Annotated in this window: 12 protein-coding genes; 3 read left to right on the forward strand and 9 right to left on the reverse strand. The window is 39.9% G+C overall.

The features are described 5' to 3' along the window. Window positions 1–12: 12 nt before the first annotated feature. Both PLH43_RS06350 and PLH43_RS06355 read right to left on the reverse strand, forming a co-directional pair. The gene (locus PLH43_RS06350) at window positions 13–477 is read right to left on the reverse strand and encodes a chemotaxis protein CheW (protein ID WP_324361248.1); all 465 of its coding nucleotides are present in this window, start codon (window positions 475–477) and stop codon (window positions 13–15) included. Window positions 478–1,171: 694 nt separating this feature from the next. Then, on the reverse strand, window positions 1,172–3,040 hold the full coding sequence (locus tag PLH43_RS06355; protein ID WP_324361250.1) for a HAMP domain-containing methyl-accepting chemotaxis protein: 1,869 nt from the start codon (window positions 3,038–3,040) through the stop codon (window positions 1,172–1,174). Between the two features lie 844 nt (window positions 3,041–3,884). Between PLH43_RS06355 and PLH43_RS06360 the strand changes: the two genes are divergently transcribed. Next, window positions 3,885–4,313, forward strand: a complete 429-nt coding sequence (locus tag PLH43_RS06360; protein WP_324361252.1) for an Hsp20/alpha crystallin family protein — start codon at window positions 3,885–3,887, stop codon at window positions 4,311–4,313. 85 nt (window positions 4,314–4,398) lie between these two features. Here the strand turns inward: PLH43_RS06360 and hcp are convergent, their stop codons facing one another. Continuing rightward, window positions 4,399–6,027: a hydroxylamine reductase gene (gene hcp / locus PLH43_RS06365; RefSeq protein ID WP_324361254.1), complete on the reverse strand. Its 1,629-nt coding sequence runs from the start codon at window positions 6,025–6,027 to the stop codon at window positions 4,399–4,401. Window positions 6,028–6,073: 46 nt separating this feature from the next. Continuing rightward, on the reverse strand, window positions 6,074–6,778 hold the full coding sequence (locus tag PLH43_RS06370) for a 4Fe-4S binding protein (RefSeq protein ID WP_324361256.1): 705 nt from the start codon (window positions 6,776–6,778) through the stop codon (window positions 6,074–6,076). Between the two features lie 113 nt (window positions 6,779–6,891). On the opposite strand from PLH43_RS06370, the gene PLH43_RS06375 reads away from it, so the two are divergent. Then, a complete protein-coding gene (locus PLH43_RS06375; RefSeq protein WP_324361258.1) occupies window positions 6,892–7,551 on the forward strand; it encodes a Crp/Fnr family transcriptional regulator in 660 nt (219 codons plus the stop codon). Window positions 7,552–7,554: 3 nt separating this feature from the next. Here the strand turns inward: PLH43_RS06375 and PLH43_RS06380 are convergent, their stop codons facing one another. Beyond that, window positions 7,555–10,200 (reverse strand): translation factor GTPase family protein, encoded by a 2,646-nt coding sequence (locus PLH43_RS06380; protein ID WP_324361260.1) that lies wholly within the window; start codon window positions 10,198–10,200, stop codon window positions 7,555–7,557. Between the two features lie 571 nt (window positions 10,201–10,771). Here PLH43_RS06380 and PLH43_RS06385 point away from each other — a divergent pair. Continuing rightward, window positions 10,772–12,544, forward strand: coding sequence for a glycosyl hydrolase (locus PLH43_RS06385; RefSeq protein WP_324361262.1), 1,773 nt, complete (start codon window positions 10,772–10,774; stop codon window positions 12,542–12,544). A gap of 111 nt (window positions 12,545–12,655) precedes the next feature. Here PLH43_RS06385 and mscL read toward each other — a convergent pair whose 3' ends face one another. The 4 genes from mscL to PLH43_RS06405 all read right to left on the reverse strand — a co-directional run bounded on the left by mscL (window position 12,656) and on the right by PLH43_RS06405 (window position 15,337). Beyond that, window positions 12,656–13,051: a large-conductance mechanosensitive channel protein MscL gene (gene mscL / locus PLH43_RS06390; protein ID WP_324361264.1), complete on the reverse strand. Its 396-nt coding sequence runs from the start codon at window positions 13,049–13,051 to the stop codon at window positions 12,656–12,658. 157 nt (window positions 13,052–13,208) lie between these two features. Beyond that, on the reverse strand, window positions 13,209–13,841 hold the full coding sequence (locus tag PLH43_RS06395; protein ID WP_324361267.1) for a cation transporter: 633 nt from the start codon (window positions 13,839–13,841) through the stop codon (window positions 13,209–13,211). 3 nt (window positions 13,842–13,844) lie between these two features. Then, window positions 13,845–14,555 carry a phosphatidate cytidylyltransferase gene (locus tag PLH43_RS06400; RefSeq protein WP_324361269.1) on the reverse strand — a complete coding sequence of 237 codons (711 nt, stop codon included), beginning with the start codon at window positions 14,553–14,555 and terminating at the stop codon, window positions 13,845–13,847. 143 nt (window positions 14,556–14,698) lie between these two features. Next, window positions 14,699–15,337 carry a GyrI-like domain-containing protein gene (locus PLH43_RS06405; protein WP_324361272.1) on the reverse strand — a complete coding sequence of 213 codons (639 nt, stop codon included), beginning with the start codon at window positions 15,335–15,337 and terminating at the stop codon, window positions 14,699–14,701. Between the last annotated feature and the right edge of the window lie 150 nt (window positions 15,338–15,487).

Consider the following 15,487-nt stretch of genomic DNA (forward strand, 5'->3'; position numbering starts at 1 on the left):
TACTTTACTTTTTCAATCCTTGAGAAGTTTCTCACATTCCAATATTAACCTAACCTCATTTCCGGTTTTACCTATGCCCTTGACGAACTTGTTTTCATTCTGGTTAAAATCGGGCGGGACAACAATCTCCTCGCTCGGAATGGACATTACCTCACATACACTGTCCACAATCAGTCCAACGAGGATGTTTTCAGCATCAATAACAACTATGCAGGTTCTATCGTCGTACTCTCTGGATTCTTTGCCAAATCTGAGCCTTACGTCCATTACAGGGATTATCTTTCCTCTGAGATTTATTATCCCACGAATATATACCGGCAAATCCGGCACTTCGGTAATGGATTGAATTCCAATAATCTCTGTAACATACTTGATTTCAATTCCGTAATACTCCTTTTCAACTACAAAGGTAAGATACTTATCCTTATGGGTTTCCTCCTGCTGCATTTCCAATTCATTTACAAGTGTTTGAGTCATTCCCGCTCACCTCCTTATACAGTTTATACCGCTATTATTATCAGTGGATTTCGCCACTGTTCGACCCAATTAAAGCAAGATCTAAAACTATGTAATTACATAATTGTCAAAAAATACTAAAAACAGCGCATAAAAGGTTAACTGGGTTATTTAAAACCAAATTTCCCATATAAATTTTAATGGCGCAAATATCCCACAAAAGAAATAAATAATTATTGATTTGTTGCTGTGGATAAATGAACCTTTTTGACTTTGCGAAGATTAGCTTTCAAATAAATCAAGATAGGTTTTGTATAATAAATGGAAATAATGACATGCTTTTTAGTAATGCAATCCTGTTAACAGGAAGTTCAATTTCAACAACCGGAAATACTTTTATTGAAAGTATATCGAAATATCGTGTTGACACGTTATCGCTCCTTTCAATGCTATAAATGAACTGCAAATATTGCCGGGTATTTTTTACATAAACGCATTATATCGATTCACAGTTAATATTTATTCTACATAAATCGTAAACATCCTTCTTATTTTTTTAATTCTAATAAAATTTTCATATGATTCTCATATAATTCTTATACAAGCAAACATTGACGATTATTAATTACTTTTATAATATACTAAAATATACTAAAAAAGCAGAGTAAACAGTAAAGTCCACTCTGCTTTATACATCCTTAATACTATGTATATTTTAATATTTTTCAAAATCATTATCTGATAAAAGAACCTTTTGGTTTAAATTGTCAATATTCTTTTCTCCTCTCCCCTTATTATCAATATACCTTACGCTCTCTTCGCTGCCGTATGCCTTGTGTTTATTCCTTTCCGTATAGTCCTCCAGCATCTTTATAATTTCAGGACTTAGTTCCTTATACTTACTGTATGTCATCCTGCCCACTTTTTTCAGTTTGAACTTGGCCACAGACTCTTTCAACAATTCAGCTTGGCTGGACAATTCTTCACTTGCAGCTGCACTCTCCTGCGATGTAGCTGAGTTATTCTGCACAACTTGTGATACTTGCGCAATTCCCTGATTTATCTGAGCGATTGCCGCTGCTTGTTCATTGGAGGCAACAGCTATATCATTAACCAGTGAAGCAGCCTTTGATATGCCCTCCACTATCTTATTGAGCGCATCGGCAGTTTCCCGGGCTATCTTTGTACCGTTTTCGGTTCGCTTGATTGTTCCCTCGATAAGTTCCGTAGTTTCTTTTGCCGCATTAGCTGACCTTGCTGCTAAGTTTCTCACTTCTTCCGCCACAACCGCAAATCCTTTACCGTGCTGCCCAGCTCTTGCCGCCTCAACTGCAGCATTCAATGCAAGAATGTTGGTCTGGAAGGCTATTTCGTCTATTACTTTGATAATCTTTGATATATTTGAAGAAGAATTATTGATTTCTTCCATGGCCTCGAGCATTTCAGCCATCTGCTTATTTCCCTGCTCTGCATTGTTTTTGGCAATCTCAGCAATCTCATTAGCCTGATTTGCATTCTGAGCACTGGTTTTAGTCTGCATTGATACTTGCTCTAAGGAAGCTGTCAGCTCTTCTATTGAGCTTGCCTGTTCGGTAGCTCCCTGCGAAAGCTGCATACTTGAATCGGATACCTGTCTTGCCCCTGCTGCCACCTGTACCGCAACTTCATTGATATTTGAAAGAACATCGTTATTTGCTTCAACCAATTCTTTAAGTTTTTTACCTATCAGGTCTTTGTCAGATTTAACTTTCACATCAACAGTCATATCTCCGGAAGCGATTTTTTCTAAAATATAAGCCTGCTCACGTATGTTTTCTACCGTCCCTTTAAAAGATTCTGCCAGTTTACCGATTTCATCCTTGGTTTCAACCCTAACTTCCGCATCCACGTCTCCAACGGCAAGCCTGTCAGCAGCTTCAACCATTTTGGCGATGGGTCTACTGATAATCTTGGATATAAACAATCCCAGGATAATAGCAATTAATACGCCCGCAAATACCACAATTGCCATTACTATTGATGCATTTAATGCAATTTGTTTATTTTCATCCACTTTTGCTTTTGCTGCAGTGGTATTGGATTCCACAAAATCTTCAAAATAATCTCTCAGCGTGTCTCCAATATCGTCAATATCTGAAAGGAGCAACTCTCTTGCCTCTTCAGTCTGTCCCGCTTTAACCAGCTCAACTTCTTTGTCAACCAAAGTTTTATACTTTTCCCACAACGCCTTCAATTCTTCAAACTGCCTGCGGTCCTCATCACTTGTAATTACACTTTCATATAAACTCAAATACTTCTCAGTATTTTCAATGTGTTCATCAATTTTGTCTACAGCCTTGCTTACTTGATTCGCATCATACACTAGAATCTTTGCACTGTTATACCTCATTCGCTGAAACCGCAAGGAAGCACCGGCAGCATAATTGATACCCATTGTGTTATCCTCATACAGTGCAACATCCGCTTTGCTCATATTATTAATGTTTATAAGAGCAATAACTCCAACTACTCCTGCGACCACTGCAAGTAATAAAAAACCGACAATTAATTTTGCTGATATTTTCAAATTATAATACCAACGCATTATAGAATCCTCCTTGATTTTATATTTCATTCCTCTAGCATCGCGCTTCTTCAATCCTAAAAAAATTTCAACTCTGTAATTCTCCCTTTCACCTCCTTGACCGGTATATCCATCTATTATTACCAGTGACTTTTGCCACCGTTCGACCTTAGTTAACATAAAATGAATTTTATTGAATAGTAATTACATTACCGCAGGCTTGGGTTGGAAATAAAAAATCAAGGGCCAATAGCTTCAACTGCAGAGCTGATGCTGCTGGATTTTACGTATAATTTTTTTGTATAAATGTCCCGAAAAATTAAATTAATATTAATTTGATGAGAATAAACTCATGACTTTACCATGTTTTATATAAGAATAAGAGATGTAAGAAAAACTTGGAGATGATTATACCGCATTACCACTCCTTCTAAGATCGCAAACAATTTACAGTTACTGCTAGATGTTGCCGTATTATGTAAACTTATTATGTAAAATTTGTGACTAATATTTATTCTCCATAAACCCCAAATATCCTTCTTATTTTTTTAAAATCCTCATAAAATTTTCATATTAATATCATATACTTCACATATAAACAGATATTGCTAATTATACCCAAAAACCCTCCACTAATATCAAAAAGGGCGCCCTAAACATCCCCTCTTAATACTTCTCGGAATGTTTCAGAACGCCTCAAAAACTAAATCTAGCAGCAAAGCATAAGTTTACTTAAAAAGCATAAATAATTTTAATACAGTTTTCACGGGATGTCAATATAACTATGAAGATAATATAACCGCATAATCAAAAGGTTTGGCGGAAATTATATTATTGTAGCAAATTCTTACAAGGAGTGATGTGTATGAGTTTGATTTCCTGGAATCCATTTAGGGAAATGGATAACGTAGGCAGAGATATGGAGAGCTTTTTCGAGCGTTCACCTTTTGGTTTTTTCAGCAAGACAACATCCCCTAGAGTCGATGTTTTCGAAACTGAAAAAAATGTTGTTGTAAAGGCTGAAATTCCGGGTGTCTCAAAAGAAGATTTGAATGTATATGTTGATGAAAATTATGTAAAGCTGTCAGGACAGACCAAAAGAGATTCTGAATACAAGGATGAAAATGTATACCGTAGCGAAAGGTATTACGGAAGTTTTTCAAGGACAATTCCCCTCCCTGTTGAGGTTAAATCGGAACAGGCAAAGGCAGAATATAAAGACGGTATTCTGTCGATTACAGTTCCTAAAGTTGAATCAACACAACTAAAAGGCAAAAAGATCGATATACAGTAAATCAAGCCATACATTAAAAACCGCAATATATTTGCAAAGGGTCAATCACTTCCGACTGACCCTTTGTTTATATTCCATGCTTTACTTAGTCCATAAACAATTTTATATCATCCTCAACAGTGCCAATACCTGCAATACCGAATTTCTCCACCAAAACCTTTGCCACATTCGGCGAAAGAAATCCCGGAAGTGTAGGTCCAAGATGGATATTCTTCACACCCAGATACAAGAGAGCCAAAAGAACTATTACGGCTTTCTGCTCATACCACGCTATATTAAAGGCAATCGGAAGTTTGTTGATATCATCCAATCCAAATACCTCTTTTAGTTTTAGCGCGATAACTGCCAAAGAGTATGAATCGTTGCACTGTCCGGCATCGAATACCCTCGGAATGCCCCCGATATCTCCTAATCCCAACTTGTTATAACGGTATTTTGCGCAGCCTGCTGTCAAAATTACAGTGTCTTTGGGAAGGTTCAGGGCAAAATCGGTATAATAACTTCTCGATTTCATGCGTCCGTCACATCCTGCCATGACAAAGAACTTTTTAATAGCTCCGGATTTTACTGCCTCAACCACCTTGTCGGCAAGCGCCATCACTTGATTGTGGGCAAATCCTCCGACAATGCTTCCTGTTTCAATTTCATCAGGAGCTGGCAAAGTCTTGGCAAGCTTAATAATCTCCGAAAAGTCTTTTTTACCGTTTGCATCGACTTCAATATGCCTGCATCCCGGGAAACCTGCCGAACCCGTTGTAAATATTCTGCTCCTGACTTCTTCGCTTTTAGGCGGCACAATGCAGTTTGTGGTAAACAGAATAGGTCCGCGGAAGGACTCAAACTCTTCTACCTGCTTCCACCATGCGTTTCCGTAGTTGCCCACGAAATTGTCATACTTCTTGAAAGCGGGATAATAGTGGGCCGGCAGCATTTCGCTATGGGTATATACATCAACACCTGTTCCTTTTGTCTGTTCCAAAAGCTGTTCAAGGTCGGTAAGATCATGTCCTGAGATAAGTATGGCCGGGTTCTTTCTAACCCCGATATTAACCTCGGTGATTTCCGGATTGCCAAACCTTGATGTATTTGCCTCATCCAAAAGTGCCATAACCTTTACACCGTATTCACCGGTTTTCATCGTCAGAGCAAAAAGGTCGTCTGCCGAAAGAGAATCGTTTAAAGTTGCCGCCAAAGCCTCATAGATAAAGGCATAGATCCCCTTGTCTTCTTTCCCAATATTTTTTGCATGCTCGGCATATGCCGCCATACCTTTGATACCATAAGTAATCATTTCTCTCAGTGAGCGGATATCTTCGTTTTGTGTGGACAATATTCCTATAGAATCCGCTTTTTTAAGCATTGATTCCCTTGTATCAGCCGCAAAAACTGCTGCATCGTGAAGATTTTCTGTCTGAACGGATTTTTTCATTTCATCTCTGATATCAATCATTTTTCTTATCTGTTTTTCAATAGAAGTACCGTCAAAATTCGCATTGGTAATAGTCATAAAGAGGCTGTTTAGCACTTCATAGTTTGTGTAGCCAAGCTTTTCAACATCAACCTTTCCCTTGACAACGACATCTGAAATACCCTTAACAGTATAGACTAAAAGATCCTGAAGCTTTGCAACCTCCTCATTTTTGCCGCACACTCCGCGTACCGTGCAACCCTTTCCCCCTGCAGTTTCCTGACATTGATAGCAAAACATGCTCATTGCTTTTCCTCCTTTTGCCTTTTATAATTAAGGTTTATATAACCATTTATTCAAGAATCTCACCGTTGGTTGAAATTATCACTACCTGCCACGGTATAAATTTCCCGCTATTTACAAGGGCTCTTCTTAGCGCATTTTCAATACCTCCGCAGCACGGAACCTCCATACGCACAACTGTTACACTTTTGATGTTGTTGTTTTTTATAATTGCTGTGAGCTTTTCGGCATAATCGCCTTCATCCAGCTTCGGACAACCAATCAAAGTTATTTTGTTCTTCATAAATCTGTAGTGGAAATCTCCATAAGCATATGCAGTACAGTCCGCTGCAATCAAAAGATTTGCATCTTCAAAATATGGCGCATTGACCGGTACAAGCTTGATCTGGACAGGCCACTGGGCAAGCTGGCTGACATTTTCATTGACATCGGTTTGGACAGTTTTACGTTCATTTTCCCTATTGAGAGTTTTCATCTGGCTTCCGGGACATCCGCAAGGCAGACTTTCTTTCTGCTTTTTCTCCATATTCTCCTGTACAGCAGCTTCATTATACTCTGCCGCTTCACGCTCCTCAAAGGTGATGGCTCCTGTAGGGCAAACCGGCAGGCAGTCTCCCAAGCCGTCACAATAATCGTCCCGCAAAAGCTTTGCCTTTCCGTCCACCATTCCTATGGCTCCCTCATGGCAAGCATTTACACACAATTCGCATCCAATACATTTATTCTCATCTATTTTGATTATTTTACGAATCATTTTATTAACCTCCTGTTTTTATACATTTAAAATTTAGTTCATTGACTTTACGTTTTAAGTTTACTATACTGAAATTGATAAGTCTGTTGTAAATCCAACGAAAAGAGGTTTTTATGAAAAAATATTTGGAAGTTTTAAAAAAAGTAAATTTGTTTAAAGGAATTGATGAATCGGATTTGCTTTCGCTTTTGACTTGTTTGTCAAATAGGCTTTCCCACTATGAAAAAAACGAGACTGTCTTTATGAGCGGAGAGACTATTGATTCTTTCGGCATAGTTTTGTCGGGAGAGGTTCAGATTGTTCAAGAGGATTATTACGGCAACAGAAGCATCCTCGCTCAAATAGGTGTAGGCCACCTGTTTGCGGAGTCCTTTGCCTTCGCCCAAATAAAAGAACTTCCGGTTAGTGTGATTACAACCACCGAAAGCGACCTTCTTTTTATCGATTACCGAAAGCTTGCTCACCCCTGCGCCACTGCCTGCGGTTTTCACAGCCAGCTGATTCAAAACATGCTGCATATTACTGCAATGAAAAATATAGCCCTAACGCAGAAAATTGAGTTTATGTCAAAGCGTACCACTCGGGAAAAGCTTTTAGCCTATCTTTCCGCCGAAGCGAAGAAGGCCAAAAGCAACTTTTTTTCCATTCCGTTCAACCGTCAGGAACTTGCAGATTACCTGTCCGTTGACCGGAGTGCAATGTCGGCGGAGCTTAGCAAGCTTAGAAATGAAGGTGTTTTAAAATATAAGAAAAACCAGTTTGAATTATTATAGAAACTACTTGTCATTTTCTTCTTTAATCAGGTTCTCGATATGCTGTTTTGCTTTTGGAGATAGTTGAGCAGCCAGATAATTGCGGTCTATTCTATGCACCTTGCTATATTCCTGCCGTATTCTTTCATTGGCTGCTTCGAGTTCTGCCTTAAGCTCTCTTGCGGACAAAAGTGCACATCCGTCTCCCCTTACAATTATCTGCTGCAAGCCATCGGATGTGGCAACCGTTATATTATAGTTTTTCTTGTTCTCATAGGCAAATTTCTCAATATACTGATCCGCTGTTTGGGCCTCTCTTGTATATACCATATGGATATTATAATAATCTATTATTTCTTCTTGATGCCCCTCGACACGGTAAGCATCAAATACCACAATGACATGGCATCTTCTAATCCACTGATAATTGCTAAGCAAGTCAAGCAATTTCATTCTTGCGCTGTCCAAATTCTCATCTGCCAGCGCCTTTAGTTCAGGCCATGCATAGATAATATTATAGCCATCCACAAGAAGATACTCTTCTTTCTTCTCCTCCTGTCTTTTAGTATAAGTAACAGGTCTGTCATGTCTTTCTGCTGCTCTTTGCTTTTTCCAGACTGACTTTCTTCCCTGGTTTGCATAAAAAGTCTTATTCATAATTTGGTCAATTTCTTCCAAGCTTATCGCCTTTTCTTGTGAACGCAATATCCGATGCCTATTTAAATCTTCTTCATCGTCTTTTTTCTGAAAGTAACTTTCCAGATGCATATAATTCTTTACTTCATCCCAACTTACCAAAAAGCCGACACCGTTGGCACAAAATACGGAACCCGTGGGATTTTCCACATCCCTTTCCGAATCATATCCTATACGTTCTATGACCTCATCTGCATTATGACAGGGTTCATATCCCTTCAAGCTGCAAAACAGCCTGCCTAAACCTTTGGTATAGGCCACGACCTCTTTTTGATAATTCCTCATGGTGACAACAGGGGCGCTCCCCACCAAAATTGCCGTCTCGCCATTTATTTGGGATATCTCGCATGTGCCGTGCATTTTCTCAATATCCGTCATGGCTCTTCCCACCATTTTTTCCGGCACTTCCAGTTGAAAGTCGTAATAAGGCTCAAGCAATACGGATTCCGCCTCTTTCAAGCCCTGGCGCACTGCGCGATAGGTAGCCTCCCTGAAGTCACCGCCCTGTGTATGTTTGTTGTGGGCTCTTCCGGATACCAAAGTAATTTTCATGTCTGTAATCGCCGAACCCGTCAAAACCCCTTTGTGAACTTTTTCCTCAAGGTGGGTTAAAACCAACCGCTGCCAGCTTTTAGCCAAAACATCTTCATTGCAGTCCGTTCCAAACTTAAGGCCGCTGCCCCTTTCGCCAGGCTCCAGAAGCAAGTGAACCTCCGCATAATGTCTCAATGGCTCAAAATGCCCAACCCCTTCAACAGTATTGGCAATTGTCTCTTTATATACAATCCTACCGGCATCAAAACCTACCTCTACCCCAAAGCGGCTTCGTATTAGGCTTTGCAGAATCTCAATCTGTACCTCTCCCATTACCTGAACCCGAATTTCCTGCAGCTGCTCATCCCAGACAATGTGAAGCTCCGGCTCCTCATCCTCAATCTGCCTAAGCTTTGGCAGCATAACTCTCGGGTCATACCCTTCCGGAAGTATGATTTGATACTGCAGCACAGGCTCTAGGACCGGTGCACTTGAGGCTTTCTCAATCCCCAGCCCCTCTCCCGGCCTGGATTGGGTAAGGCCGGTTACCGCAAACACAGTTCCTGCATCCACTTCACTTACTGCCTCAAATTTTTCTCCGGAATAGATGCGGATTTGATTCACTTTCTCTTCCCACACACCATTTGTCAAAACATCTTTTACTTTGAGTTTTCCACCGGTCAGCTTCATATGGGTAAGGCGGTTGCCCTGCTCATCCCTTGTTATTTTAAAAATCTTGGCACCAAATTCATCGGGATAGCGAGGGATTATGGTATATTTCATAAGGCCATCGATAAATTCCTCGATTCCTTCCAGTTTCAAAGCTGAGCCGAAAAAACACGGAAATACCTTTCGTTCTTTTACGGCAGCACTAATCTTAGATGTTTCAACATACCCTTTTTCAAGATACGTTTCCATCATTAATTCATCACACATGGCAAGCTGGTCAAAAAAATCGTCTTTCGTGTCCGTTCCAAAATCTATACATCTATCATCCAACTGCTTTTTTATTTCATTAATTATCTTGTCCTTGTTTGTGCCGCTTTGGTCCATTTTGTTGACGAATAAAAACACGGGCATCTTATAGATTTCAAGAAGATGCCACAGGGTTTTGGTATGTCCCTGCACTCCGTCCGCACCGCTAACCACCAAAATGGCATAGTCTAACACTTGAAGGGTTCTTTCCATTTCAGCCGAAAAATCCACATGACCCGGAGTATCCAATAAAGTAATCCGGGTGTCCCCCACTTCAAAAACGGCTTGTTTGGAAAAAATAGTGATGCCCCTGGCCCTTTCGAGTTCATAGGTATCCAAGTAGGCATCTTTGTTGTCCACTCTTCCCAATTTTCTTATTTTTCCGCTTACATAAAGCAAGCCCTCCGATAATGTTGTCTTTCCTGCATCAACGTGGGCCATTAGACCTATACATAATCTTTTCATTGTTGCGCCTCTCTTTTGGCATATACATGGGCCATCAGCCTATACGTAATCTTTTCATTGCTATGCCCCTCTTTTGGCATATACATGGGCTATCAGCCTATACGTAATCTTTTTATTGCTATGCCCTTTTCGTCTTAACATACATGCGGCAATATTCTAATTACTGTTTTTTTATGCTCTTTTCCCATTTTCAGCTGCTTTTCATCGGTTTGCATCAAGGCCAACCGTGACAGTGCAAGCTTATTATACTACAGCAAAGCCGTCTTTGTAAATGTAATGGCATACCGTCTCATGGGCCCGGCCGCATAACCGGATAATTGATATCATCTTACGAATATGTTAAAATTTTATTAGTATAAGAAGTTACGCATCTCTACATAACACCAAACCAAGGTCTTTATTAAAAAATATATTCCAGAAATATACTCCGGTACTGCTTCGCATCAATTTTAAAAAGGGCGTAGTTTCTTTTCATGTACACTAAAAACAAAGGTTTTCACTAATTAATATTAATGAAGATATTTTTATTTTTTATTAATATCATAATTTTTATTTGAGGGGTGTATTATTCATGGGGAAAATTTTTGGCAGGGCACTGTGCCTTCTGACAACACTTGCAATGGCATTCTCCGTCCTTTTGGCAATGCCTGTTTCAACTTACGCTGCTTATTCCCTTCCTGTAAATGTTGAAGCAGAAGATTGCACTTTAGGAAACGGTGCCGTCGTTACCACCAATGTCTACGGAACCCAATATCCCGGATATTCCGGTGACGGATTTGTATGGGTGGCCAACTCAGGAACAATAACATTGGAAGTTACCGTTCCCGAAAATGCTATGTATGAGCTTTCAACAAGGTGCTGGATGTATCTTGGCGCTCCGGATGAGACCAGAATGCAGGTCGTCAGCATCAACGGCAAATCATACAGCAACTATTTTATTCCAAATAAAGGCGAATGGATTGATTACAGTTTCGGATACTTCTATCTTGAAGCCGGTAAAGCAACTATTGAAATTGGTTCCTCCGGAAGCTGGGGTTTTATACTGTACGACAAAATATACTTTGACTATGCCGATATGCCCGACCACATAATTGATCCTACTCCGTGCGACCCGAATGCAACTTCTGAGGCAAAAGCTCTTATGAAATACCTTACCGGTGTATACGGAAAATATGTTATTTCCGGTCAACAGGAAATTTACGGAAGTGGAAATGACGGCAATTATGAACTTGAATTCGATTATATTTATAATAATACAGGCAAATACCCTGCAATCAGAGGCTTTGATTTCATGAACTACAATCCTCTGTACGGATGGGAAGACGGTACGACAGAACGTGTAATCGACTGGGTAAAAAATCGCGGAGGTATTGCGACAGCATGCTGGCATATAAACATTCCCAAGGATTTTACAAGTTATACCCCCGGTGAGCCGGTAGATTGGACAAACTGTACATACAAGCCGGTAAGCAGCTTTAAAACTGCCAACTGCCTTGACAAGACAACTAAAGAACATGCTTATCTTATGATGGCAATTGAAGACCTTGCAGAACAGCTTCTAATTCTTCAGGAGAACAATATTCCCGTACTTTTCCGTCCTTTCCATGAAGCTGAAGGCTACAACAACACTGACGGCTCCGGTGCTTGGTTCTGGTGGGGTTCCGGCGGTGCAAAAGTTTTCAAGGAACTCTGGAAACTTCTTTACACAACTCTTACTGAAAAATATGGTCTTCATAATTTAATATGGGAAGTAAACCTTTATACCTATGCAAACTCCTATGAATGGTATCCCGGAGATGAGTATGTGGATATAATCGGATATGACAAGTATGAAGGATCACCCAACACTTGGGGAACAAGTGCCGCAACGTCATTATTCCTGACACTTGTAGATTACACCAATGATACAAAGATGGTTGCATTGACTGAAAATGACGTTATTCCCGATATTCAAAACATAGTCAATGAGGGAGCCTGGTGGCTGTATTTCTGCCCATGGTACGGTGAATTCCTTATGAGTTCCAGATACAACGATCCAAAGCTTCTAAACACTATATACAACAGTGAATATGTAATTACTTTGGATGAACTTCCAAAAAACCTTTATGAATTCGACGATCCAACGCCGGATATTAAGTATGGTGATTTGAATAATGACGGAAAGGTAAACTCAACCGATTATTCGATATTGAAGAGATATGTCGTAAAATTCATTAAAGAACTGGATGTTCCCGATAAGGTAGCAGACTTAAACGGCGACGGTTCAGTCAATTCAACCGATTTGACAATATTAAAGAGATATTTGACGAAATCCATTGATGAATTTCCCGTTGCCAAAAAGTAATTGATATTAAGCTAATAAATATTTAACTGCAACATAAAAAAGTACCCTCCAACAACTCTTAGTAAAATTAGCGGAGGGTACTTTTTTGTTTTCACACTATATCCCGTTATTTTAATTCTTTTCTTTCAGCAAATCGCGTATCTCGGCAAGCAAAAGCTCTTCCTTGGAAGGCTCCGGTTCCTTCGGCTTTTCTTCCTCTTTTTTTCTAAATATAAACAGCAGTTTCATCATAAAGAAAATTGACAAGGCTATAATTAAAAAATCTATTACCGACTGCAAAAACTGTCCGTATTTTAGGGAAAGCTCTGCAATATCTCCCGATGCCGGCCTTATAACAAGCTTTAATGATGTTAAGTCTATACGCCCTAAAATAATTCCCAGTAAAGGCATAACGATATCGTCCACCAAAGATGATACAATTTTGCCAAAAGCCCCTCCGATTATGACACCAATAGCCAAATCAACCACATTGCCCTTTAAGGCAAATTTTTTAAATTCGTTATACATTACACCTAGCCCCTTTTCATTCTTTATTTGTCCAATCTTTTTTCTTTGTAAAATTCATTATACCCACCAAAAATGGCTTTCAAACTCACTAATATTAGGGCCAAGATGCAAAACTGATTCTATAAGGTTTCTCTGGGTAAATGCTTGTCAAATTTCTTTAAGAAGTCTGTTTCCAATTCATCACATTATTCTTGCCCCGTACTGTAATGATACCGTTTATAATGAGATAAAATGCAACAATTATCGAGCCTATCATGTCCACATACCATACAAAAGGTCTGTCAGGGGCTACTGCGACAAATGCCAGAGAGGTGGTTACACAGGCATCGACAGCTGCCTTTGCGAAATAGAGCCTGCTTTGAACTGCAAGTATCGTATTTGGCTTTTCACGATTGAGTTTTCCGTATCTAAGCCAAAACCATGTATTTGTTATTGCCCCAAGCACCGCAATAACAAGACCCGGAATGACATTTCCCTTTTCGGTGCCGGCCGAAAACAATGCAATGAACAACATAGCTGCGCCGGACAAACACATAGCAAATCCCACACTCAGATTTGCAGTATGCTCCAATTTATCCTTGTATGCTGCATCCATCTCGTCCCTTCTATTTACAATACGGAACACTATCCATGAGACAATAATTGCTCCCAATTCTGCCGTACGCCGTACAAAGTCCGCAAGCTGCGTAGATGAGCGGCCAAAAAAAAGTGCCGCACCCATAACTATGGGCCCCGGTGAGCTCAGCAGTACAGAGGCCAAAAGTGTACGTTCTCCCGATTTTGATTTCATAAATCATCCTCCCCACAAATGAACCAAGGATATCAAAATTGCTGCCGCAGCTAAAGGACATGTTATTGTATCCATACCGTTCTTCGTATAAAGCTCCACAACCGCACAAACCGCTGAAGTTGCTGCCGCAATTGGAATACAGGCATACCACTTCACTGCACCATGCGCAATTAAGACAACCGCGACCGAAATAAAGGATACCACAAACATGGCAAAAGTACCTTCTAAGCTCTTGCATCCTTCAACCAGTCTTCCCCTGACAAAATGACGTCCGAAGCGTTTGCCCACCAGTGCCGCTGCCGCATCTCCCAATCCCCATGCCAAAACCGATGCAAGGATTAAATATTTTTCTCCAAGCCAGCCCCAGCAAAGGCAAATCAGTATGGCAAACATGCCAAACGCCACCACAAGGCTTTTTTTAATTTCGCCTTTTTTTCGCTCTATAAGCAGTTTTGAATAGCCCGGTATGCGTTCAGCGAATGCAAGAATCGGAAAAACCATCAATATGAATGCAATTGTCCCAATTGCCGATACCCACCACGTTTTAAAACCGTATACCCAACCGAATATCGAACCTAAAAGTATCATGTGCAAAATCTTACGGAAGAGTTCATCCGGCACCGTGACAAGCCGGCGCAATACAAGCGCGCTTGAGGCACAGACAAAAAAATAACAAAACAGTATTCCGTAGCCTTTTATAAATTCCAAATGCATTTTCCCACCTCCAGGAATGAAGAATTGGCACTTTTCCTTCTCCAATCCAATTCTTCAATCTACCGGCTTGCTATATAGCTTTCATGCAATATGCTTCATATTGATACATCGTCATAAATAGAGTTTTAATGTACTTTTATCAATTATTTTGTTATTTTCCTTATCGGATGCCTTATAACGGTCTTATATTTCGCCGGTTCAACCTTGCGAGGATCGGACAGGTATATTTCATGGTGCAGTCGTTCCTTTGAAAAGTCCTTTTCATATCCTTCTTTTATCAAATATTCATCCATTCTGGCAACCGTTTCGGGTTCGTCATCAAAAGGTCCTATATGCATCACTTGGACGCAAAGCCCTTCTTTTACGGTTAGAAACTCCGCTAAAGAACAGTCTATTTTTTTCTTGCGAGCGGCCTCTTCTTTTGCCCAATCAAAATCTTCTTTAGTCACAAAATCCGGCAAGCGAATCACGGAAATCCAATTAAATTGGTCCTTTTGGCTGTAGTCTACTCCCTCAATACCCTCCTGCCACCATAATCCTTCCAAAGGCGGTACAACATATTCAAAGAAACCGTCTATATTATGTCCGCTTTTATTACTCATCCTAATCGTGTATGCAATCGCATAAAGAATATTGATGGCCTGTTTATACGCACCCCCCTCTTCATTCGGATCGCCTTTTCCCCGTACCGCTATAAAATTCATCTCAGGAACATCAATTATTTCAGGTTCGGTTTTTGGCATATAAAGCTTTTTGAACTCTTTTTTAAAATCAAAGGCCATTGTTTGTTCCTCCTTGAAGTCAAGTTAACAAATTCATTCTATCATTTATTCATTTCCTCCAAAAGTTAAAAGAGCAAAATTATTTTAATTTAATATTGCTTGAATATTCAAAGCTCTCTTGTCATTTACTGCATATTTCTCTATTTTACT

It is taken from the genome of Acetivibrio sp., assembly GCF_035371925.1.
GTDB lineage: Bacteria > Bacillota > Clostridia > Acetivibrionales > Acetivibrionaceae > Hungateiclostridium.

What these genes read in the sequence shown, in the direction of transcription:
- PLH43_RS06350 (WP_324361248.1), bottom strand. Translation starts at nt 477, where the DNA reads ATGACTCAAACACTTGTAAATGAATTGGAAATGCAGCAGGAGGAAACC.
- PLH43_RS06355 (WP_324361250.1), bottom strand. Translation starts at nt 3,040, where the DNA reads ATGCGTTGGTATTATAATTTGAAAATATCAGCAAAATTAATTGTCGGT.
- PLH43_RS06360 (WP_324361252.1), top strand. Translation starts at nt 3,885, where the DNA reads ATGAGTTTGATTTCCTGGAATCCATTTAGGGAAATGGATAACGTAGGC.
- hcp (WP_324361254.1), bottom strand. Translation starts at nt 6,027, where the DNA reads ATGAGCATGTTTTGCTATCAATGTCAGGAAACTGCAGGGGGAAAGGGT.
- PLH43_RS06370 (WP_324361256.1), bottom strand. Translation starts at nt 6,778, where the DNA reads ATGATTCGTAAAATAATCAAAATAGATGAGAATAAATGTATTGGATGC.
- PLH43_RS06375 (WP_324361258.1), top strand. Translation starts at nt 6,892, where the DNA reads ATGAAAAAATATTTGGAAGTTTTAAAAAAAGTAAATTTGTTTAAAGGA.
- PLH43_RS06380 (WP_324361260.1), bottom strand. Translation starts at nt 10,200, where the DNA reads ATGAAAAGATTATGTATAGGTCTAATGGCCCACGTTGATGCAGGAAAG.
- PLH43_RS06385 (WP_324361262.1), top strand. Translation starts at nt 10,772, where the DNA reads ATGGGGAAAATTTTTGGCAGGGCACTGTGCCTTCTGACAACACTTGCA.
- mscL (WP_324361264.1), bottom strand. Translation starts at nt 13,051, where the DNA reads ATGTATAACGAATTTAAAAAATTTGCCTTAAAGGGCAATGTGGTTGAT.
- PLH43_RS06395 (WP_324361267.1), bottom strand. Translation starts at nt 13,841, where the DNA reads ATGAAATCAAAATCGGGAGAACGTACACTTTTGGCCTCTGTACTGCTG.
- PLH43_RS06400 (WP_324361269.1), bottom strand. Translation starts at nt 14,555, where the DNA reads ATGCATTTGGAATTTATAAAAGGCTACGGAATACTGTTTTGTTATTTT.
- PLH43_RS06405 (WP_324361272.1), bottom strand. Translation starts at nt 15,337, where the DNA reads ATGGCCTTTGATTTTAAAAAAGAGTTCAAAAAGCTTTATATGCCAAAA.